The sequence below is a fragment of the Streptomyces sp. NPDC002889 genome (genome assembly GCF_042888425.1).
In the GTDB taxonomy this organism is placed as follows: Bacteria; Actinomycetota; Actinomycetes; order Streptomycetales; family Streptomycetaceae; genus Streptomyces.
The window spans coordinates 407526-427361 of sequence record NZ_JBIAPT010000002.1; the positions used below are offsets into that span (position 1 = coordinate 407526).

16 protein-coding genes and 1 pseudogene are annotated in these 19836 nt (G+C 67.9%); 10 read left to right on the forward strand and 7 right to left on the reverse strand.

Annotated elements, in window-relative coordinates; translation table 11 throughout:
- Positions 1-18: 18 nt before the first annotated feature.
- From ACFYWI_RS04725 to ACFYWI_RS04760, 8 genes are all read left to right on the forward strand, one after another.
- A complete protein-coding gene (locus ACFYWI_RS04725; RefSeq protein ID WP_389225235.1) occupies positions 19-1281 on the forward strand; it encodes an amidohydrolase in 1263 nt (420 codons plus the stop codon).
- A gap of 212 nt (positions 1282-1493) precedes the next feature.
- Positions 1494-2543, forward strand: coding sequence for a BMP family protein (locus ACFYWI_RS04730; protein ID WP_389225115.1), 1050 nt, complete (start codon positions 1494-1496; stop codon positions 2541-2543).
- A gap of 292 nt (positions 2544-2835) precedes the next feature.
- The gene (locus tag ACFYWI_RS04735) at positions 2836-4365 is read left to right on the forward strand and encodes an ABC transporter ATP-binding protein (RefSeq protein WP_389225237.1); all 1530 of its coding nucleotides are present in this window, start codon (positions 2836-2838) and stop codon (positions 4363-4365) included.
- Positions 4362-5471, forward strand: a complete 1110-nt coding sequence (locus tag ACFYWI_RS04740; protein WP_389225117.1) for an ABC transporter permease — start codon at positions 4362-4364, stop codon at positions 5469-5471. The genes ACFYWI_RS04735 and ACFYWI_RS04740 overlap by 4 nt, the downstream gene beginning before the upstream one ends.
- A 94-nt stretch (positions 5472-5565) precedes the next feature.
- Positions 5566-6837: an ABC transporter permease gene (locus ACFYWI_RS04745; protein WP_389225119.1), complete on the forward strand. Its 1272-nt coding sequence runs from the start codon at positions 5566-5568 to the stop codon at positions 6835-6837.
- Entirely contained in the window at positions 6834-7232 is a 399-nt protein-coding gene (locus ACFYWI_RS04750) for a cytidine deaminase (protein ID WP_389225120.1), read from the forward strand. Before ACFYWI_RS04745 ends, ACFYWI_RS04750 begins: the two co-directional genes overlap by 4 nt.
- Positions 7233-7341: 109 nt before the next feature.
- Positions 7342-8619 (forward strand): thymidine phosphorylase, encoded by a 1278-nt coding sequence (locus ACFYWI_RS04755; RefSeq protein ID WP_389225121.1) that lies wholly within the window; start codon positions 7342-7344, stop codon positions 8617-8619.
- A gap of 264 nt (positions 8620-8883) precedes the next feature.
- Positions 8884-9135 (forward strand): STAS domain-containing protein, encoded by a 252-nt coding sequence (locus ACFYWI_RS04760; RefSeq protein WP_389225122.1) that lies wholly within the window; start codon positions 8884-8886, stop codon positions 9133-9135.
- On the opposite strand, the gene ACFYWI_RS04765 is transcribed toward ACFYWI_RS04760, so the two are convergent.
- The 3 genes from ACFYWI_RS04765 to ACFYWI_RS04775 all read right to left on the reverse strand — a co-directional run bounded on the left by ACFYWI_RS04765 (position 9132) and on the right by ACFYWI_RS04775 (position 12332).
- The gene (locus ACFYWI_RS04765; protein WP_389225124.1) at positions 9132-10130 is read right to left on the reverse strand and encodes a sigma-70 family RNA polymerase sigma factor; all 999 of its coding nucleotides are present in this window, start codon (positions 10128-10130) and stop codon (positions 9132-9134) included. The genes ACFYWI_RS04760 and ACFYWI_RS04765 overlap by 4 nt on opposite strands.
- 91 nt (positions 10131-10221) lie before the next feature.
- Positions 10222-10890 carry a L,D-transpeptidase family protein gene (locus tag ACFYWI_RS04770; protein WP_389225125.1) on the reverse strand — a complete coding sequence of 223 codons (669 nt, stop codon included), beginning with the start codon at positions 10888-10890 and terminating at the stop codon, positions 10222-10224.
- Between the two features lie 155 nt (positions 10891-11045).
- Complete coding sequence (locus ACFYWI_RS04775) at positions 11046-12332, reverse strand: MFS transporter (RefSeq protein ID WP_389225126.1); 1287 nt, start codon at positions 12330-12332, stop codon at positions 11046-11048.
- Between the two features lie 62 nt (positions 12333-12394).
- Between ACFYWI_RS04775 and ACFYWI_RS04780 the strand changes: the two genes are divergently transcribed.
- Positions 12395-13348, forward strand: a complete 954-nt coding sequence (locus tag ACFYWI_RS04780; protein WP_389225128.1) for a LysR family transcriptional regulator — start codon at positions 12395-12397, stop codon at positions 13346-13348.
- Between the two features lie 9 nt (positions 13349-13357).
- On the opposite strand, the gene ACFYWI_RS04785 is transcribed toward ACFYWI_RS04780, so the two are convergent.
- Both ACFYWI_RS04785 and ACFYWI_RS04790 read right to left on the reverse strand, forming a co-directional pair.
- Positions 13358-13549, reverse strand: coding sequence for a DUF397 domain-containing protein (locus ACFYWI_RS04785; RefSeq protein WP_389225129.1), 192 nt, complete (start codon positions 13547-13549; stop codon positions 13358-13360).
- Complete coding sequence (locus tag ACFYWI_RS04790) at positions 13546-14412, reverse strand: Scr1 family TA system antitoxin-like transcriptional regulator (protein ID WP_389225131.1); 867 nt, start codon at positions 14410-14412, stop codon at positions 13546-13548. The genes ACFYWI_RS04785 and ACFYWI_RS04790 overlap by 4 nt, the downstream gene beginning before the upstream one ends.
- A gap of 131 nt (positions 14413-14543) precedes the next feature.
- Here ACFYWI_RS04790 and ACFYWI_RS04795 point away from each other — a divergent pair, with 131 nt between their 5' ends.
- A complete protein-coding gene (locus tag ACFYWI_RS04795; protein ID WP_389225133.1) occupies positions 14544-15005 on the forward strand; it encodes an ATP-binding protein in 462 nt (153 codons plus the stop codon).
- Between the two features lie 174 nt (positions 15006-15179).
- Here ACFYWI_RS04795 and ACFYWI_RS04800 read toward each other — a convergent pair whose 3' ends face one another.
- Together ACFYWI_RS04800 and ACFYWI_RS04805 are read right to left on the reverse strand one after the other, a co-directional pair.
- Positions 15180-15638: a hypothetical protein gene (locus ACFYWI_RS04800; protein WP_389225135.1), complete on the reverse strand. Its 459-nt coding sequence runs from the start codon at positions 15636-15638 to the stop codon at positions 15180-15182.
- Positions 15635-19614, reverse strand: a pseudogene (locus tag ACFYWI_RS04805) (DUF6531 domain-containing protein); the annotation flags it as partial. The pseudogene ACFYWI_RS04805 and the gene ACFYWI_RS04800, both read right to left, overlap by 4 nt.
- Positions 19615-19836: the final 222 nt, after the last annotated feature.

The window sequence follows — 19836 nt, forward strand, 5'->3', positions numbered from 1 at the left end:
CACTGGGTGAACCAGTTGATGTCCCGCGAGTCCGAAGACGCCGAACGGCCCGGTGCAGTGGCCATGCCCGGCACGCTGTCCGATTCCCTGCGTGCCGAACTGATCGCGTTCCGCCGGGACCTGCACATGCACCCCGAGCTCGGGAACCAGGAGTTCCGTACCACCGCAGCGATCAAGGCCCGCCTGGAGCAGGCCGGGCTGAAGCCGCGGGTGCTCTCCGTCGGAACCGGGCTGATCTGCGACATCGGAACCGGCCACGGCGGGGTGGGCATGGCATCCGGTCCGGCAGGCGCCTCCCGCCCGCTGTTCGCGATCCGCGCCGACATCGACGCACTGCCGATCCCCGACACCAAGTCCGGGGTCCCCTATCGCTCCACCGTGCCCGACCGGGCCCACGCCTGCGGCCATGACGTGCACACCACCACGGTCCTCGGCGCCGGTCTCGTCCTCGCCGAGCTCGACCGGCAGGGTCTGCTGACCCAGCCCGTCCGGCTGATCTTCCAGCCGGCCGAGGAGGTGCTGCCCGGCGGCGCACCCGACGCCATCGACTCGGGGGTGCTCGAGGGCGTGGGCAAGATCATCGCGGTGCACTGCGACCCCAAGGTCGACGCGGGAGTCATCGGCCTGCGGCCCGGACCGATCACCTCGGCGTGCGACCGCCTCGAGGTCGCCCTCGACGGCCCCGGCGGTCACACCGCCCGCCCGCACCTCACCACCGATCTGGTGACCGCGGCCGCGAAGATCGTCACGGAGGTTCCGGTGCTGCTCTCCCGCCGGGTCGATGCGCGTTCGGGGCTCGCCGTCACCTGGGGCCGCATCGAGGCCGGTCACACCTGCAACGTCATCCCTCAGCACGCCGAACTGTCCGGAACCGTACGCTGCCTCGACCTGCCCGGCTGGCGCGCCGCCCCCGACCTGGTGCACGCGGCCATCGACGAGATCGCCACCCTGCACCGGGCGAAGTCGCAGATCAACTACATCCGCGGGGTCCCGCCGGTGGTCAACGACCCGGTCGTCACCGAGCTGTTGCGCGATGCGCAGACCGTGCGCCGCGGATCGTACGCAATCGAGGACACCGAACAGAGCCTCGGGGGCGAGGACTTCTCCTGGTACCTGGAGCATGTGCCCGGCGCGATGGCCCGTCTCGGTGTCCGTACGCCTGGTGACACCACCCGGCGTGACCTGCACCGCGGCGACTTCGACGCCGACGAGGAGGCGATCGCGGTCGGCGTGGAACTGTTCACCGCGGCGGCCCTGCTGGACGGCGGGCGTCCCCTCTGAGCGTGCGCGCGGCCGCGGTCGGGCCCGGGCGACACGCGGGGCAAGGCACGCAACGTCGCCGGATCGCCACGCGCTGCACGGTATGCGGCCTGTTCGCGTCGATCCGATAACGACTGATGAACGGGTCTTTAACTGACATCTACGCGCGTTACGATCGCCGCGAACCCAGCGCCGGAAGTGGCGCTTTCGGTCAGGTTTAAAGGAGCCTCCCAGTGCGCCGGATCACCAGGATCGCCACCGTGGGCATTGCGTCCGCGGCTCTCGCGCTGTCTGCCACTGCCTGTGGCAGCAAGTCGTCTTCCGACGCAGGTTCGGACGACAAGGGCGGCAAGGCCGCCATTGCCTACGACATCGGTGGCCGCGGCGACCAGTCGTTCAACGACGCCGCCTACGCGGGCCTCGCCAAGGCCGAGAAGGAGCTCGGTGTCAAGGGCACCGAGGCCGAGCCCAGCGAGGGCGAGGGCGACCCGGACAAGGTCCAGCGCCTCACCTCCCTGGCCCGCAAGGGCAACAACCCGGTGATCGGTGTCGGCTTCGCCTACGCGCCCGCCATCGCCGAGGTCGCGCCGAAGTTCCCGGACACCACGTTCGGTCTCATCGACGACACCTCCAAGACCGGCAAGAACATCGCCAACCTGGTCTTCAACGAGGAGCAGGGCTCCTACCTGGCCGGCGTCGCCGCCGCCAAGGTGACCAAGTCCAAGACCGTCGGCTTCATCGGTGGCGTCGAGACCCCGCTGATCAAGAAGTTCGAGGCGGGCTTCGTCCAGGGCGTCAAGGACACCAACAAGGACGTCAACGTCAAGGTCCAGTACCTGACGCAGCCGCCGGACTTCGGCGGCTTCTCGAAGCCGGACCTCGGCAAGGCCGCCGCGCAGGGCCAGCTCGACGCGGGCGCCGACGTGGTCTACGCCGCCGCCGGTCTCGCCGGTGCCGGTTCGATCGAGGCCGTCTCCAAGGCCGGCAAGTGGGCCATCGGCGTCGACTCCGACCAGTACAACCAGAAGGGTCTGGCCGCCTACAAGAACCAGATCCTCACCTCGGTGACCAAGAACGTCTCCGGCGCGGTCTTCAACCTGATCAAGTCGGTCGAGGACGGCAAGCCGCAGACCGGTGAGATCCGCTACGGCCTCAAGGGTGACGGCGTGGGCCTGGCCCGCTCCAACCCGGCCTTCACCAAGATGACCGACGTCGTCGCGGCGGTGGACAAGGCCAAGGCCGAGATCATCGACGGCAAGATCACGGTCAAGACTGCTCCGTAACCGAGCAGCCGGGACTTCACGGGCCCGTGGGCCCGCCCGGGCGGCGTAACAGCCGCCCGGGCGGGCCCCGGACCGGGTTCTGGCCATCGGTTTTCGCTGTTCGGCAGTGCTACGCGCGTAGAAGGCTCTTCGGCGCGATAACTTCGCCCCGCCCCCTGCCCGCCACAGCCCGCCCCTTCCGCCTGCCCGCCCGCGGTCTCCCCGCTCCTGCCCTCCCGGCTCCCTTCCTCGCCAAGGAGAGTGCGTCATCAACGCGTCCAGTCCGTCAACGCCGCTGGCTGCTGCCGTAGAACTGCGCGGCATCACCAAGCGCTTCCCCGGCGTCGTCGCCAACCACGACATCGACATCACCGTTCGCAGGGGCACCGTGCACGCCCTCATCGGTGAGAACGGTGCCGGCAAGTCGACCCTGATGAAGATCCTCTACGGCATGCAGAAGCCGGACGAGGGGACCATCACCATCGACGGCGACCAGGTCGCCTTCTCCAGCCCCGCCGACGCCATCGCCCGCGGCATCGGCATGGTCCACCAGCACTTCATGCTGGCCGACAACCTCACCGTGCTGGAGAACGTCGTTCTCGGCGGCGAGAAGCTGTACGGCATCGGCGCCAAGGCCCGTAAGAAGATCGAGGAGATCTCGGACGCGTACGGGCTGAACGTGCGCCCCGACGTCCTGGTCGAGCAGCTCGGTGTCGCCGACCGCCAGCGTGTGGAGATCCTCAAGGTCCTCTACCGCGGCGCCCGCACCCTGATCCTCGACGAGCCGACCGCCGTGCTCGTCCCGCAGGAGGTCGACGCGCTCTTCGACAACCTGCGCGAGCTCAAGGCCGAGGGCCTGACCGTCATCTTCATCTCCCACAAGCTGGGCGAGGTGCTGTCGGTCGCCGACGAGATCACCGTCATCCGCCGCGGTACGACGGTGGGAACGGCCGACCCGAGGACCGCCACGACCAAGCAGCTCGCCGAGCTGATGGTCGGCAGTGAGCTGCCCTCGCCGGAGACCCGTGAGTCGACGGTGACGGACGTCGCGATGCTGAAGGTCGATGACCTCAGGCTCACCGCGACCGACCCGGACGGTGTGGTGCGTGAGGTGCTCGGAGGCATCACCTTCACCATCCACAAGGGCGAGGTCATGGGCATCGCCGGCGTCGAGGGCAACGGCCAGACCGAGCTCATCGAGGCGCTGATGGGCATGCGCGACCCCGACGGCGGTGTGATCACCCTCGACGCGGCCGACATCTCCCACGCGCCGACCCGCAAGCGCCGCGAGGGCGGGATCGGCTACATCCCCGAGGACCGCCACCGCCACGGTCTGCTGCTGGAGTCCCCGCTCTGGGAGAACCGCATCCTCGGCCATGTCACCGAGGCGCCCAACAGCAGGAGGGGTCTGCTCGACCTCAAGGCGGCCCGCAAGGACACCGAGCGGATCGTGCGCGAGTACGACGTCCGCACCCCCGGCATCGAGGTCACCGCGGCGTCCCTCTCGGGTGGCAACCAGCAGAAGCTGATCGTCGGCCGCGAGATGAGCCACGCGCCCAAGCTGCTCATCGCCGCCCACCCCACCCGCGGTGTGGACGTCGGCGCGCAGGCGCAGATCTGGGACCAGATCCGCGAGGCCCGCCGCGAGGGTCTGGCGGTACTGCTGATCTCCGCCGACCTGGACGAGCTCATCGGGCTGTCCGACACCCTGCGGGTGATGTACCGGGGCCGGCTGGTCGCGGACGCCGACCCCGCCACGATCACCCCGGAGGAGCTGGGCTCGGCCATGACCGGCGCTGCCACCGGCCACCTTGAGCACGACGAGAACGGTGAGGGCCGATGAAGAAGTTCGACAAGGACCGGGTGCTCCTGGGCATCGCCGGTCCGGTACTCGCCCTGGTCGTGGCCTTCCTGCTCACCTCGGTGGTGCTGCTCCTCTCGAACCTCAGCCCCTTCGAGCCCTACCGGCTGATGGTGGAGCAGATCGAGTTCACCGATGTCCAGGTGCTCGTGATCAACCAGACCGGCATCTACTACCTCGCCGCGCTGGCCGTTGCCATCGGCTTCCGGATGAACCTGTTCAACATCGGGGTCGACGGCCAGTACCGCCTCGCGGTGATGCTCTCCGCCGCCGTCGGTGCCGCGGTGGATCTGCCCGGGCCTCTGCACATCCTGCTGATCGTGATCGTGGCCATGGGTGTCGGCGCGTTCTGGGCCGGTATCGCGGGTGTCCTGAAGACCACCCGCGGTGTGAGCGAGGTCGTCTCCACGATCATGCTCAACGCCATCGCGACCAGCCTCATCGCCTGGATGATCCTCCCGGCCAACCTCGGTGAGCAGCCCAAGGGCTCCAACGAACTGACCACCGGCGAGATCCCTGAGACCGGCTGGATGCCCGGTCTCGAGCTGGACGGCGGCTCCATCTACGGCTTCACCTTCGTCGCCTTCGGGCTGGGCATCGTCTACTGGTTCGCGCTCAACCGCACCCGCTTCGGCTTCGACCTGCGCGCCACCGGCGCCAGCCAGTCCGCCGCCCAGGCGAGCGGCGTCGACGCCAAGAAGATGGTCCTGACGGCCATGCTCATCTCCGGCGCTGTCGCCGGGCTCGCCGGTATGCCGATGCTGCTGGGCCAGACCCACACGTACAGCCTGAGCTTCCCGGTCGGTGTCGGCTTCACCGCCATCACCATCGCCCTGCTCGGCCGCAACAGCCCGGTCGGCATCTTCTTCGCCGCCCTGCTCATCTCCTTCCTGGAGAAGACCGCGGAAGGCCTCGGACTCGAGGGCTACCCGAAGGAGATCTCCATGATCATGCAGGGCCTGATCGTGATCTCGGTCGTCGTGTCGTACGAACTCGTCCGGCAGTACGGGCTGCGGCGCCAGCAGCAGAAGGTCGGCGAGCAGCTTGCCGCCCAGGCCCGCAAGAACAAGGAAGAGGTCGTCCTGTGAGTGACGCACTCCGGGCCACCGGCCTGCACATGACGACGATGACCGCACGGGCGCGCCTTGCGGGCGGAGCAGCGAAGAACGAAGTGAGGGCAGCATGAGCGAGTCCACGAGCACGGTCTCGATGACGAGCACCGCGCCCAAGAAGGGCGGCGGCCGCCGCAAGCTGTCGCTGCCCGTCATCCTGCTGATCATCGCGGGCGGCCTGGCGCTGTTCTCCCTGGTCCGTGTGATCAGCGGCGCCAACGACCTGACCTCCGTCGGCCAGGTCTCCGGCGCCCTCCAGCTCGCGGTGCCGATCGGCCTCGCCGGTCTCGGCGGTCTGTGGGCCGAGCGGGCAGGCGTGGTCAACATCGGTCTCGAGGGCATGATGATCCTCGGTACCTGGTTCGGCGCCTGGGCGGGCTACCAGTGGGGCCCGTGGACCGGTGTCCTGCTGGGCATCGTCGGCGGTGCGCTCGGCGGTCTGCTGCACGCGATCATGACGGTCACGTTCAACGTCAACCACATCGTCTCCGGTGTGGCCATCAACATCCTGGCCGTCGGTGTCACCCGCTATCTGTCGAACTTCACCTTCGCCGAGGCCGAGGGCGGCTCCTCCAAGCAGTCCCCGCGCATCGAGCGGATCACCGACATCACCATCCCCGGACTCTCGGACGGGCTGGCGGACCTGCAGGCCGAACACTGGTTCTTCATCTCCGACCTGGCCGGTGTGCTCGGCGGTCTGGTGACGAACCTGTCGTTGCTGACCGTGCTCGCGATCCTGCTGATCCCGGGCACCTGGTGGGTGCTGTGGCGTACGGCCTTCGGCCTGCGGCTGCGCTCCTGCGGTGAGAATCCCGTCGCTGCCGAGTCCCTCGGTGTCAACGTCTACAAGTACAAGTACATCGCCGTCATCGTCTCGGGTGGCCTGGCCGGACTCGGCGGTGCCTTCCTCGCCATCGTCTCCACCGGCATCTACCAGGAGGGCCAGACCGGCGGCCGCGGCTACATCGGTCTCGCCGCGATGATCTTCGGCAACTGGATGCCGGGCGGCATGGCGATGGGCGCCGGACTCTTCGGCTTCACCGACAGCCTCAAGCTGCGCGGCGGCGCCGAGAACGTCCACGCGATGCTCCTGCTGCTGGCGATCCTGCTGGTGCTCGTCTTCGCCTGGCAGCTGTACAAGAAGAAGCATCTGCAGGCCGCGATCTGCTTCGCCGTGGCCGCGGGGCTGTTCGCCTGGTACTCCCTGACCGACACACTGCCGAGCCAGTTCGTGGACGCGGCTCCCTACGTCACCACGCTGCTGGTCCTCGCCCTGTCGGCGCAGCGGCTGCGCATGCCCAAGGCCGACGGTATGCCGTACAAGAGGGGCCAGGGCAAGTGACGGCCGCACCGGAGGTCGACTGGGAGGCCCTGCGGCAGGCGGCGCGGGACGCCATGTCCCGTGCGTACGCCCCGTACTCGGGCTTCCCGGTCGGCGTCGCCGCGCTGGTGGACGACGGCCGCACCGTCATCGGCTGCAATGTGGAGAACGCGAGCTACGGCCTCGGCCTGTGCGCCGAGTGCGGGCTCGTCTCGCACCTGCAGGCCACCGGTGGCGGCCGGCTGACCCACTTCGTCTGCGTGGACGGCGAGGGCAAGGCCCTTGTCCCGTGCGGCCGCTGCCGCCAGCTGCTCTACGAGTTCGGCGGCCCCGAGCTGCTGCTGGAGACTCCGGAGGGCATCGTGCCGCTCTCCGCGATGCTTCCGCAGGCCTTCGGACCCGGCCACCTCAGGTAGTGCGGACACGGCCCTTCCGCAGCGCGGAAGGGCCGTCCCCCTTCATCCCCTCTATGCGCGTAGAGTCGCGCATTCAGTACGACGTACGTACCGCCGGAAGGAAGTCACCATGGACGTCATCTCCGTCATCCGCACCAAGCGCGACCGCGGCGAGCTGAGCCCCGAGCAGATCGACTGGGTCATCGACGCGTACACCCGCGGCGAGGTCGCCGACGAGCAGATGTCCGCCCTGGCCATGGCCATCCTGCTGAACGGCATGAACCGCACGGAGATCGCCCGCTGGACCGCGGCCATGATCGCCAGCGGTGAGCGCATGGACTTCTCGTCGCTGTCCCGCCCGACAGCGGACAAGCACTCCACCGGCGGCGTCGGCGACAAGATCACGCTGCCCCTCGCGCCGCTGGTCGCCGCATGCGGCGCCGCCGTCCCGCAGCTTTCCGGCCGCGGCCTCGGCCACACCGGCGGCACGCTCGACAAGCTGGAGTCCATCCCCGGCTGGCGGGCCCTGCTCTCCAACGAGGAAATGCTGCACGTCCTCGACACCACGGGCGCGGTCATCTGCGCGGCGGGCGACGGCCTGGCCCCCGCCGACAAGAAGCTGTACGCGCTCCGCGACGTCACCGGCACCGTGGAGGCCATCCCGCTGATCGCCTCCTCGATCATGTCCAAGAAGATCGCCGAGGGCACCGGCTCGCTGGTCCTGGACGTCAAGGTCGGCACCGGCGCCTTCATGAAGAACATCGAGGACGCCCGCGAACTGGCCTCCACCATGGTCGCGCTGGGCACCGACAGCGGCGTGAAGACGGTCGCGCTGCTCACCGACATGTCCACCCCGCTCGGCCTCACCGCCGGTAACGCCCTCGAGGTCCGCGAGTCCGTCGAGGTCCTGGCCGGCGGCGGCCCGCAGGACGTCATCGACCTCACCGTGGCCCTCGCCGAGGAAATGCTCGCCGCGGCCGGCATCAAGGGCGCCGACCCCGCGAAGGCCCTCGCCGACGGCTCAGCGATGGACGTCTGGCGCCGCATGATCGCTGCCCAGGGCGGCGATCCCGACGCCACGCTCCCGGTCGCCCGCGAGCAGCACGTCATCACAGCCCCCTCCTCGGGCGTGCTGACCCGCCTCGACGCGTACGAGATCGGCATCGCCGCCTGGCGCCTCGGCGCGGGCCGCGCCCGCAAGGAGGACCCGGTCCAGGCGGGCGCGGGCATCGAGATCCACGCCAAGCCCGGCGAGCCGGTGACCGCGGGCCAGCGCCTGCTGACCCTGCACACGGACACCCCGGAGAAGTTCGAGTACGCGCTCCAGACGCTGACGTCGGCCTTCGACATCGACCCCGTGGGCACCTACTACACGCCCCGGCCGATCGTCCTGGACCGCATCGCCTGACGCGCGACTCCTCCGGACGAACGGGACCGGTGGACCTCCGCCGGTCCCGTTCGGCACGCCGGGCCCACAACGACGTCCTGACGTACTCGGTGCTCCCAGCCTTCAGCGGTCCCGGCAACGCGCCGCATACGCCGGCGACCTGCCCGCCCTGCCCCTCCGTCAGGATGCGTGGCCGGCCGGATCCGCGCCGGTTCCGCCGCGATGAGTTGTCGCCGCGGACACGGTCTCTTTCATGTGGACGCCACACAGCCCATCGTCATGCGCATGGCCGGGAGGATCACTCCGGCGGATGTGCCACGCCTGTGCGAGGAGTTGACCGCGTGCCTGACGTGCGCCGATGCCACCGAAGTGACCTGTGATGTCGGCGGGCTCCGCCAGATCAACCTCGCCACCGTCGACGCCCTCGCCCGGCTACGGCTCACCGCCCGCCGGCTCGGCGCCCGCCTGACCCTGCGGGGCGCCCCGCCCGAGCTGGTCACCCTGCTGGAGCTGGTCGGCCTGGACGAGAGTCCCTAGTTCGCCGGTGCGCCGTCCTTGTCCAGCCGCGGCGGGAGCTCGAACAGCGGGAACCAGCGCTTGGTGTCCAGGAAGAAGTCCATCGCACCCACCTTGCCGTCCGCGATCTCCAGCACGATGAGCGCCCACGGCTCGTACCCCTCGCCCGACCGGCTCGGGTGGTAGTGAGCGAAGGCCGGCGAGCCGTTCGCCACCGTCGGGACCAGCTTCGAGCCGCGGCACACCTCGCCGACCCCGAGCATCCAGCCCACGATGTCGTCGTGGCCGCGCAGCCACAGGTCGTACGGCGGCATGGACATCGTGGCGTCCTCGCGCAGCAGCGCCGTCAGCGCCTGCATGTCGTATCCCTCGAAGGCCGCGACATAGCGGTCCAGGAGCTTCTTCTGCTCCTCGTCCAGCGGGTCGGCCGCGTCGCTGGAGCCCGGCTCCGCCTCGGCGAGCGTCGCACGCGCCCGCTGCAGCGCGCTGTTGACCGAGGCCACCGTCGTGCCCAGCAGCTCGGCGACCTCGCTCGCCTTCCAGGCCAGTACCTCGCGCAGGATCAGCACCGCCCGCTGCTTGGGCGGGAGATGCTGCAGCGCGGCGACAAAGGCGAGCCGGATCGTCTCGCGCTCGACCGCCGTCTCCGCCGGGTCCACGACCGACGGCAACACCCGCCCGTCCGGCACCGGCTCCAGCCAGGCGATCTCCGGACGGGCATGGAGCTGGGCCTGGGCCACCGGTGTCGGGCCGGTCAGGTCCATCGGACGGGCCCGGCGGTTGCCCGCGTTCAGCATGTCCAGACAGACATTCGTCGCGATGCGGTAGAGCCAGGAGCGCAGCGACGAACGCCCCTCGAACTTGTCGATGTTCCGCCAGGCGCGAACCATGGTGTCCTGCACCGCGTCCTCGGCCTCGAAGGCCGAGCCCAGCATGCGGTAGCAGTAACCGGTCAGCTCCCTGCGGTGCCGCTCCAGCCTGGAATCCAGGTCCTGCGTCGTTGCGAGATCACTCATGGGGTCCACCCCTGTCGCCCGTCTGCACAGCACTCGGCCGGCACTGCGGCCCAGTACTTCGGAACCTACAGGAGGGCACTGACAACGGCGATCAGGTTCCGGGCTTGCGCCCGTACACGTACACATCGTCCCCGTTCCGCAGCAGATTCCAGTACGACTTCGCGTCCGCGGAGCGCATGTTGACGCAGCCGCCGGAGCCCGGCGGGTTGTACATGGACTTCGTCGTGGAGTGGAACGCCTGCCCGCCGTCGAAGAACTGCGCGTACGGCATGGACACGTGGTAGATCGTCGACCAGTGGTCGATGCTGCGCCAGTAGATCCTCTTGGCGCCGGTACGGGTCTCGGTGCCGTTCTTCCCGGTCCGCACCGGCACCGGTCCGTACTTCAGCCTGCTGCCGTCCTGGATCCAGCTCAGCTGCCGGGTCAGGTCCACGCAGGCGATGCGCCCCTTGTTCGTCGGGCACTTGCCCGCCGCGTTCGGATTGTTCCCCGCCGCCCGCTGCGCCAGCATGGTGCTCATGGTTCGCCAGGTGATCGGCCCCGCGTAGCCGATGGTGGGTGTGATCCCGTGCTTGGCCTGGAAGGCGCGGATCGCCTGGCAGTCGGCGGCCGACTGCCGCCCGTCCACCGGACGCCCCAGGAACTTCTCCACCTGCTTCTGGTACGGCCCCGTCGATGTCGTGCACGATGCCGCCCGGGCCGGCGCGGCACCGAGCGCCGCCGTCAGCGGGACCAGCAGACCCGTCAGCCCGAGCACCAAGCCCGCGCGTGCCTTCCATCTTCCTCTTGCACCTGTCACAGCCCCCAGCTCCCCTTCACGCACCGTGCGGGTGGTTTGCCGGTTGAGACACCCGAAAGGGAGCGGTAGTTGCACGGATCCTGTACGTAATTCAGTACGTATTTCCGGTACCGGGTTCAGCGCTGCGCGGCCGGGGTCAGCAGCCGCTGCTGGACCCGCGCCGCATGCGATCCGTACAGCGTGATCGATACGACCCCGAGCACCGCGAGCAGCCCCAGCAGCACCGTGCCGTCCCAGCCGCCCGCGTGGAAGGCGATCGCACCGAGCGTGCCGCCCGCGCTGCTGCCCAGGTAGTACGCGGACTGATAGAGCGCCGACGCCTGCGCGCGGCCCGTCTTCGCCGTGCGGCTCACCGACGACGAGGCGACGGCGTGGCCCGCGAAGAAGCCGGCGGTGATCAGCACCAGGCCTAGCAGCACCGCGCCCAGCAAGTCCGTGAGCGAGAGCAGCAGACCGGCGGCCGTCGTGGTGACCGCCAGATACAGCGCCCCGCGCCGGCCGAGGCGGCCGACCAGCTTGCCCGCCGCGGCGGAGGAGACCGTACCGACGAGATACACCAGGAAGATCGAGCCGACGACACCCTGCGGAAGGTGGAACGGCGCCTCGACCAGCCGGTACCCGATGACCGTGTAGACCGCGCCGAAGACAGTCATGAACAGCGCGCCGATCGCGTACAGCCGCCGCAGCAGCGGATCGGCCAGATGACCGCGGACCGTCCTGGCCAGAGCGGCCGGGTTCAGCGAACCGGGCGAGAAATGCCGGGCCCTGGGCAGCATCGCGCGGAACACCAGCGCGCAGACCAGCGCCATCAGGCCGACCGCGGCGAGTGCCGCGCGCCATCCCCACAGCTGCGCCACCCAGCCGGTGACGATCCGGCCGCTCATGCCGCCGATGCTGTTGCCCGCCACGAACAGACCGATCGCGGCGACCAGCGCCTTCGGCCTGACCTCCTCCGCGAGATACGCCATCGCCGAGGCCGGCAGCCCGGCCAGCGCCGCGCCCTGCACGGCGCGCAGCGCCACCAGCCACTCCAGATTCGGTGCGAACGGCACCAGCAGCCCCACCGCGACCGCGACCACGAGGGACACGTTCATCACGCTGCGCCGCCCGAACCGCTCGGACAGCGCGCTCATCGGCAGTACGGCCAGGGCCAGCGCGCCCGTCGCCGCGGAAACCGTCCAGCTGGCGGCGCTCGCGCTCACACCGAAACCGGCGGAGACGGCGGGCAGCAGCGCCTGCGTGGAGTAGAGGAGGGCGAAGGTCGCCATGCCGGCGGCGAAGAGCGCGAAGCTCATGCGGCGGTAGCCGTGGGCGCCGGGGGCAAGACGGGAGTCGGAGACGGGGGAGGGGGACGGCGAGGCGGCGCCCACGAGGGTGGACGCCTTGGTACTGGCAGGAGGCATATGTCGAAGGTAGGCCGCCCTTTTTCATGCGTCCAATGCATGGAATGGCAATAATCGTTCCCATGGTGCATGAACGCAGCTCACAGCCACGGCTGTCACCGAGCAGTTACGAAGAAGACATCGCGCTGCAGCTCGCGCCGCGCCTCGCGTACTTCGCCGGGGTCGCCCGACACGAGCATGTGACGCGCGCCGCGCAGGAGATGGGCGTGCCCCAGTCGACGCTGTCGCGGGCGATGGCGCGCCTCGAACAGGACCTGGGCGTCGCGCTGTTCGCCCGCAAGGGCCGCACGGTCTCCCTCACCCCGGCCGGCCGCACCTTCCTCGGCTCGGTGGAACGGGCGCTGGCGGAGGTGGAGCGGGCCGCCGAGTCGGTGCAAGCGGACGCGGACCCACAGGCGGGCAAGGTCGCCTTCGGATTCCTGCACACCATGGGCTCGGAGACCGTGCCGGAACTCATCCGGGCCTTTCGCGTGGACCACCCCCGGATCCGCTTCACACTCGTCCAGAACTACGGCGAGGCGATGATCGAAGGGCTCCGGTCGGGAGAGCTGGACCTCTGCCTGACCTCCCCGGTCCCGGACGCCCCCGACCTGGTCGCCCGGCGCCTGGACGAACAGCGCCTGCGCCTGGTGGTCCCGGACGACCACCGCCTCGCCTCCCGCAAGCGCATTCGCCTGGCGGAGGCGGCGGACGAGGCGTTCGTGACCCTGGAACCGGGCTACGGCCTGCGCCGCATCACCGACGACCTGTGCGCCGAAGCGGGCTTCACGCCGCGCGTGGCCTTCGAGGGCGAGGAGGCGGAGACCCTGCGCGGCCTGGTGGCGGCCGGCCTGGGCGTGGCGCTGCTGCCCCCGCCGGCGGTGGCGCGCCCAGGAGTCGTGGAACTGACGGTGACGGCGCCGAGGGCGGTGCGCGAGATCGGGGTGGCGTGGCTGGACGGCCACCCGGACACGCCGCCGGTGACGGCGTTCAAGCGGTTCCTGCTGTCGCGGCGGGGGCAGTTGCTGCCGGAGTGAGGCCCCCTGTTACCGACGGGAGACTGTGAGCCCGACCAGCCCTGCCCATGCACCGGCCGACACGGTCAACACCGGCCCGTCCTCGTCCTTGGAGTCACGGATGTGGATGGTGCCGGGGGCCTTCGCCACCTCGACACAGGAGCCGCCCTCGCCGCCGCTGTAGCTGCTCTTGAACCAATGAAGCTGCTGCTCGGTGTTCATCGTTCTCCCAGCACTTTTTCGATCAAGGACAGAGTTTCCCGGGCGTTGAGAGCCTGCGACCGAAGGATGCCATAGCGGGCGGTGATGAGCCTGACCTCTTCTGTGTCGGTGATCAGCCGGGGGTAGCCCTGTACCTCTGTGTATGCCACTTGCTGCCGCGTCTTGGCGGTAAGCAGAGTGAAGACCCCGTCCACGTTGGGGTGTTCCTCGCGATCGGTTGGCATGATCTGGAGTTCGACGGTCCGCAGTCGTCCGACCCGCAGCAACCGCTGCAGTTGGGCCTCGTGGACAGATCGTCCGCCGATCGGACGCTGCAAAGCGGCTTCCTCCAGGATGAAACTGCATGTTGGCGCAGGCCAACGCTCGAACAACTGCTGACGGGCCAGCCGATCGGCCACCCGAGTTTCGATCATTTCCTCATCCAGCAACGGACGGCGCTGGGAGAAGATCGCACGGGCGTAGTCTTCGGTCTGGAGAAGTCCGTGCACGACTTGGTTGCTGTAGTCGTGCAGTTCGATGGCCTCTGCCTCCAGCCTGGCATAGTCGCGGTACCACTCCGGATGCCGTGTACGCGCCTTGGCCTGCGCTCTCCGCACATCCTCAACGACCGCTTTCAGGACGCCCCCGGCGTCTAGCAGGTCGTCGGCTCGCTCCAGAAACTCGGGCTGAGGGGTCCGCACCCCGCGCTCCATCGCACTGATCAGTGCCTCACCACAGTGAGCCGCGAGCCCCAACTCTTTCTGACTCAGCCCCGCCTGCTCCCGTAGCACCTTGATCTGCTTGCCGAGTGCGCTGAAGAGATGCGCAGTCCCGTCCGCCTCGGCCGGCCGTTCAGGTCGTTCTTCGCGTTCTGCGTTCGCCATGCCTCGCCCCTTGCGCGCCGCAGTGGTCACGGTCGACGACACGCACAGGCGCTGAGCCGTACTCGTACAGCTACGCTCCGTCGCGTCGTAACTCCTGGTCAGGGTACGCAGCCTCGGACACGCTCAGTGACGTGAATACGGAAACCACCACCCCCGCGACGGAGTTCGCCCAGCGCTTCACCTCGACCCGCCGCGGCGCCCGCCTGGCCCGCCACCTGGCGGTGCACCAACTCAACGGCTGGGGCATCCCGTACGGCAGTGACGCCTCCGACGCGGCGGTCCAGATCGTGGCGGAGCTGGCCGCGAACGCGGTGACCCACGGCCGCGTCCCGGGCCGCGACTTCGAGCTCCGCCTGCTGCTTACGGAGACCACCCTCCGCATCGAGGTCTCGGACGCCCGGGGCGAAAGCGAGCCCGAGCCCGGAGCGCCAACCCCCGACTCGGAGACCGGACGAGGCCTGCTCCTGGTCGTCGCACTGGCAAACGATTGGGGCATGACACCCCGCGTCATTGGCAAGACGGTGTGGGTCGAACTCCTCCGTTTTCCGCGTTACGTGGTCGCTTCGATTGCCAAGAACTCTTCCAACGTCTGAAACAAGTGCGTCACTGGGGAAGATACAGGTCGGCAGCAGCTTCCCCTGGGTCCGATCTCTTTATGTCCCCAGGGGGAATGCTGTTGATGACTTCCCTCGCAGGTACCGGTATTCCCGGACCCCAGTTGTCCCATCCCTCGAAGCAGGCGCGCTCGTGAGCCCCGTGTTTCCCAGTCACGGCCCCGCCGTCCACTCTTCGGCCAGCACTCGGAAATCCTTCAAGGCGGCAAGATAGTCGTCTCGCACTGCATCCGCCCCGGGGAGCTGAGACAGACTCGACGCTGCAAGTTGCTGGGCAGCCTGGAGGACTGTCTGCACGAGTTCGCCTTGGCTGACTCTGTCCAGCAACTTTTTCTCGGCAGAGACCGCGATGAGTCCCTTCTTATCCACCTTGAAGACGAGGCCGAAGGATGTGTCGACTCCTGTGAATCTCAGTACCTTTTCGCGACTCTTCAACAGCGAGATGAGGCCGTCGAGAAGAAGTGTCACCGAAGGGTAGATCATCATGCCTTGGTCCGGGATGTTCCCTACGGAGCTCGCTTCTCCGAGGGCGCCGGCGCAGAGCATGTCTCCGAGGTCGAACCCGCTGGTTTCGCCTTGGCCAGGGCGAACGGAAAATTTCATGGTGATCAAGTGGTGTAGCTCTTTCCTACCGGGAAGAAGGTAATGACGCGGTTCCCGTCCGTGGAATCGACAACGAGTCGGTACACGGCCCGCATGCCATTTACTGACATCCGTTTTTCGAATGCTTGTATGGTGCGGTCCGGATTGGAAATGCGTGTCCCCTTCTCGATGATCTTTTCCGCCGCTGCTTGGACTTGTGCGCGCGTGGTCGTAGGAGGCATGAGGTCACCGTGGCCGCCGGCAGCGGTCCCGCTGATGTGGCGCTCATTTATATGTTGCCATCCTTGTTTCGCGTTCCCGTCCTCCAGCCTGGGCTTCACTCGGCACAGCGCTAGGCCGAGGGGATCGATCCACGTGTGCGGGTTGGGCCCGTACCAATGCGGATTCGGTCCACCCTCCAAGCCAATTGGGTCGGGGCTTGAATATCGGGCGGTTTCAGGGTCGTAGTAACGGAAATAGTTGTAGTGAAGGGCTGTTTCAGGATCGCAGTACTGTCCCGGGAACCGCAATGGCGTGTACGCCGGCTGTTCGCGGCCCAGGTTGTTGCACCCCACAGTGTGCTCCGCGTGTGCCATGCCACGTTGCCCGACTCGTCGATGAGTTCGCTGGGGGTGCCGACCAGGTCCGTGACAATGGAGAAGAAGCGCTCATCGATTGCTACTTGTGGTTCTCCGGCTGCCAGGATGCGTTCCGACTGGGCGACGGGCTGTAGGCCATCGTGGTCCCAAGTGAGCATTACCGGGTTGTGCAGGTCTTCGCCGCTCGTCGTCTGCTCGCAGAGGGTCGCATCGTCCCAGGTGAAGCAGACCTGCTCCAGGATGGTTTCGCCGTCGTCGGCGAGGCGCTGCTTGGCTGTGCGACGGCCGAGTGCATCGTACTGATAGCGCCATAGCGTGCCGTCCGGTGTGGTGACGTGCCTGAGTCGGTCTTCAGCGTCCCACTCGTATCGCCAGGTGTCCGGCTTGCGTGAGAGCCTCGTCTTCTGCCGCAGCACCATTCGGCCTTGCCTGTCGTGCTCATAGCGGACGTTGCCAGCGCGAATGATTTGTGTGCCCGCGTACGTGCGCACGCCTGTGGCTCCATGACCGGCGTGCGAAGTGGGCCATGACGCCACGGTCTGATTGCCCGTCGCGTCGTAGGCGTAACGCTCGGTCCAGTTCGCTGCATGCACCGCCGTGACCCGGCCGGCGTCGTCCAGTTCGAAGGTTTTAGTGCCCGCAAGTTGGTCGCTTTCGCCTATGAGGGCGCCATCTGCGCGATACGTGTACGCGCGACGCTGAAGGCTACGGCCCCGACCGGTGACGTGCTGATCGGTGATGCGACCCATCGCGTCAAACGCGTGCTTGATCACGACTGTCGCGCCGATATGGCGTGCCAGTTCCTGACCTGAGGCGTCGCGCTCAAAGGTCAGCGTGCGGCCGGATGCGGTGAGCTCGGTGCAACGGCCAGCCGCGTCGTACGACCATCTGCTGACCGCGCCGCCCGGGGTCGTCCTGCCGACACGGCGCCCAAGGGCGTCGTATTCGAAGGAAAGCTGTCGTCCGTTCACGGTCTCGAACCTCAGGCGCCCGAACCGGTCCCGGATCCGGGTCAGGGTCGCATCCGGACCGGAGGCGACAGCCAACTCGTCGAAGACGTCGTACTCATACGTGGTGACTGCACCCTCTACGTCCTTGCGGAGTACTTGACCCAGTGAGTTGTGTTCGAGCCGGATCGTCTGGCCGAGGCTGTCGGTCCGGGAGGCCAGGCGGCCTGCCGCGTCGTACATGTAGGTGAGCTGTCGGTTGTCGAAGTCGCTCTCGGACATGAGGCGGCCCGTTGGGTCGTACTCGTAGTTCCAGGTCAGCCCCTGCGGGTTGGTGACCTGGGTCAACTGGAGGTTGGTGTTGTGGCTGAACTCGTACCGCACACCATCTACGCCAGTACGGGCTACCAGCAGGTCGAAGTCCGTGTACTCAAAGGTGGATACGCCGCCCAGGGCGTCGGTGTGGGTGAGGCAGTTACCTTCTCCGTCGTAGGTCCACGACTGCTCGCTTCCGTCGGGCTCGACGCGGCGGGCGAGCTTGCCCTCCACAGTCCATTCGAAACGGGTGACTGCTCCGAGTGCGTCGACCAAGGACACAGGGCGGCCAAAGGCATTCCGTTCGTACCAGGTCGTTGCACCGAGAGGATTGGTGATCTCGACGGGTAGGCCTGCCTTGTTGCACCGGACGACAGAGTTGTGTCCGAGAACATCCGTCACACGTATGAGGTGTCCTGCCGCGTCGTACGAGAACTGGGTCGCTGCGCCTGAAGAATCTGAGACCGACGTGCGGTTGCCGCGCTCGTCGAAGGTCTGACGAGTCACTGTGCCGTCGGCGCCGACAACGCGTACCGGACTTCCGATGGCGTCGTATTCCGCGGACAGGTGCCGTCCATCCGGAAGGAACAATCCGGTCTGTCGGCCTTGCTCGTCATAGGTGGAGCGGGTGATATGTCCGAGTGGGTCTGTGACGGAGAGCAACTGGTTGTAGCGGTCGTAGTCGAAGCGGGTGACGGCGCCTGTGGCGTCGATTTCGGCGACGACCTGGGAGCGGTGGTTGACGAGGTGGCGTTCGGTGTTGCCCAGTCCGTCTGTGAGGGACGTGACCCGAAGCCCGGTTTCGGGGTCGGTGTCGTCCCAGGTGAAGCGGGTTTCGAGATGTCCGTTGGTGCCCGACTGATAGGTGCAGCGGTCCTGGTCGTCGTAGACGTAGTCGAAGTGGCTGCCGTTGGTGTCGGTCCACGAGGTGATGCGGCCTCGATCGTCGTAGTCGAAGCGCAGAGGGCGGCCGGAGGAGTTGGTGACCGAGGTGAGGTGGCCGTCGGTGTAGCCGTATCGGAGGATCTCCTGGTCGGTGCCGTCGGCGGCCGCTCCTGCCAGGTGCAGGGCGGTGACCGTACCGTCGCTGGTGGTGAGCTTGAGGTGGTAGCCGCCGTGGTGGACGATCGAGGTCGGGGTGCCGGTCTCGTCGTATTCGAAGGTGATCCAGCGGCCGTTGCGGTCGTCGATCTGGGCGAGGAGCGCCCGTTCGTCGGTGTGGTCGGTGAAGTGCCAGACCCGCCCGGTGTCGGGATCGGTGATCGTGTAGCCGTCGTCCACCCGGTCCAGGGGCCAGCGGCGGCCGTGCGTGGGCATGACCGGAACACCTGGGGCGGGGTGGGGGTAGGCGAGCAGGCTGCCCTCGGCACAGCTGAAGATGACGCCCTCGGAGTCGATCTCCAGCCGTTGGTCGACGGTGGATGACCATGCCGGGCCGAACCAGCCGACGGCGCGGCGTGAGGAGTCGAAGGTGCGCTGGAACACCAAGGGCAGGGAGCCCGGTAGGGCAATGTCCGTCTGTGGGAGGAGCATGCGGCCGGTCGCGATGTCGATCGGGTCCTTCTTGCACACCGTCTCGCTGCATCGCCGGCCGTTGCTGTCAGGATTCTTGTCGTGGTCCGCACGCTTGCCCGTGGGGTCTTGGACCGCTTTGCGGGAGGCTTTCAACTTCTCAGCCGCGTTTTCGGTCCATCGCGCGATGCTCTTGGCGGCGCCGACTCCCTTGACCGGGGTGACGACCTCGAAAATCGCTCGACCGACTCCCTCGCCAGGATCGCTCTTGAATGCCTCCCACGCGTTCTTCAGCGCCCGGTCCGGGTTGGCGGCAGTGGACGCCAGGCCGGCCAGGGTCATGTTCACGTTCTTGTAGTACTCGGCCGGGTGGGAGATGTTGTACGGGTCGAGCGGGTGGATCCCGCGGATGAAGTTGATCGTTCCGGCGCCGGCCTTGACGAAGCCGGCGCCGACATGGCTGACTTCGACGCCCGTGCCCAGGACATAGTCCGTGAGCTCGAGCTTGAGCTTCTCGCGGCCGGTGGGTTCCTTCGGGGCGTGGGCCAACGCCGCAGTGACAGCCGTGTCCGCGTCCTCGGCGGCTTCGTTGCGGGCCCTGCGGGCGTCGTTGAGGATCTCCTGGGCGCGCTCCATCTCGAGCGGGCAGACCGGCTGGCCAACTGTCTGTGAATCGGTCCCTTGCCCACTGCCCGCGGGGCGCTCTACGGAGACCGTCCTCCGCGTCGAGGTCCCGGACGCCCGAGGGGAACGCCGCAAGCCGTGGGCAGGTCATCAGTGCTACGCCTTCCGCGCGGTTGGCCCTGCGTGGCCAGGCGGCTGCCACGCGGAAATCCACTTGATCCACCGGCCTAT

Coding starts and splice junctions, on each gene's coding strand:
- ACFYWI_RS04725 (WP_389225235.1), top strand. CDS start 19: ATGTCCCGCGAGTCCGAAGACGCCGAACGGCCCGGTGCAGTGGCCATG.
- ACFYWI_RS04740 (WP_389225117.1), top strand. CDS start 4,362: ATGAAGAAGTTCGACAAGGACCGGGTGCTCCTGGGCATCGCCGGTCCG.
- ACFYWI_RS04745 (WP_389225119.1), top strand. CDS start 5,566: ATGAGCGAGTCCACGAGCACGGTCTCGATGACGAGCACCGCGCCCAAG.
- ACFYWI_RS04755 (WP_389225121.1), top strand. CDS start 7,342: ATGGACGTCATCTCCGTCATCCGCACCAAGCGCGACCGCGGCGAGCTG.
- ACFYWI_RS04760 (WP_389225122.1), top strand. CDS start 8,884: ATGGCCGGGAGGATCACTCCGGCGGATGTGCCACGCCTGTGCGAGGAG.
- ACFYWI_RS04765 (WP_389225124.1), bottom strand. CDS start 10,130: ATGAGTGATCTCGCAACGACGCAGGACCTGGATTCCAGGCTGGAGCGG.
- ACFYWI_RS04775 (WP_389225126.1), bottom strand. CDS start 12,332: ATGCCTCCTGCCAGTACCAAGGCGTCCACCCTCGTGGGCGCCGCCTCG.
- ACFYWI_RS04780 (WP_389225128.1), top strand. CDS start 12,395: ATGGTGCATGAACGCAGCTCACAGCCACGGCTGTCACCGAGCAGTTAC.
- ACFYWI_RS04785 (WP_389225129.1), bottom strand. CDS start 13,549: ATGAACACCGAGCAGCAGCTTCATTGGTTCAAGAGCAGCTACAGCGGC.
- ACFYWI_RS04790 (WP_389225131.1), bottom strand. CDS start 14,412: ATGGCGAACGCAGAACGCGAAGAACGACCTGAACGGCCGGCCGAGGCG.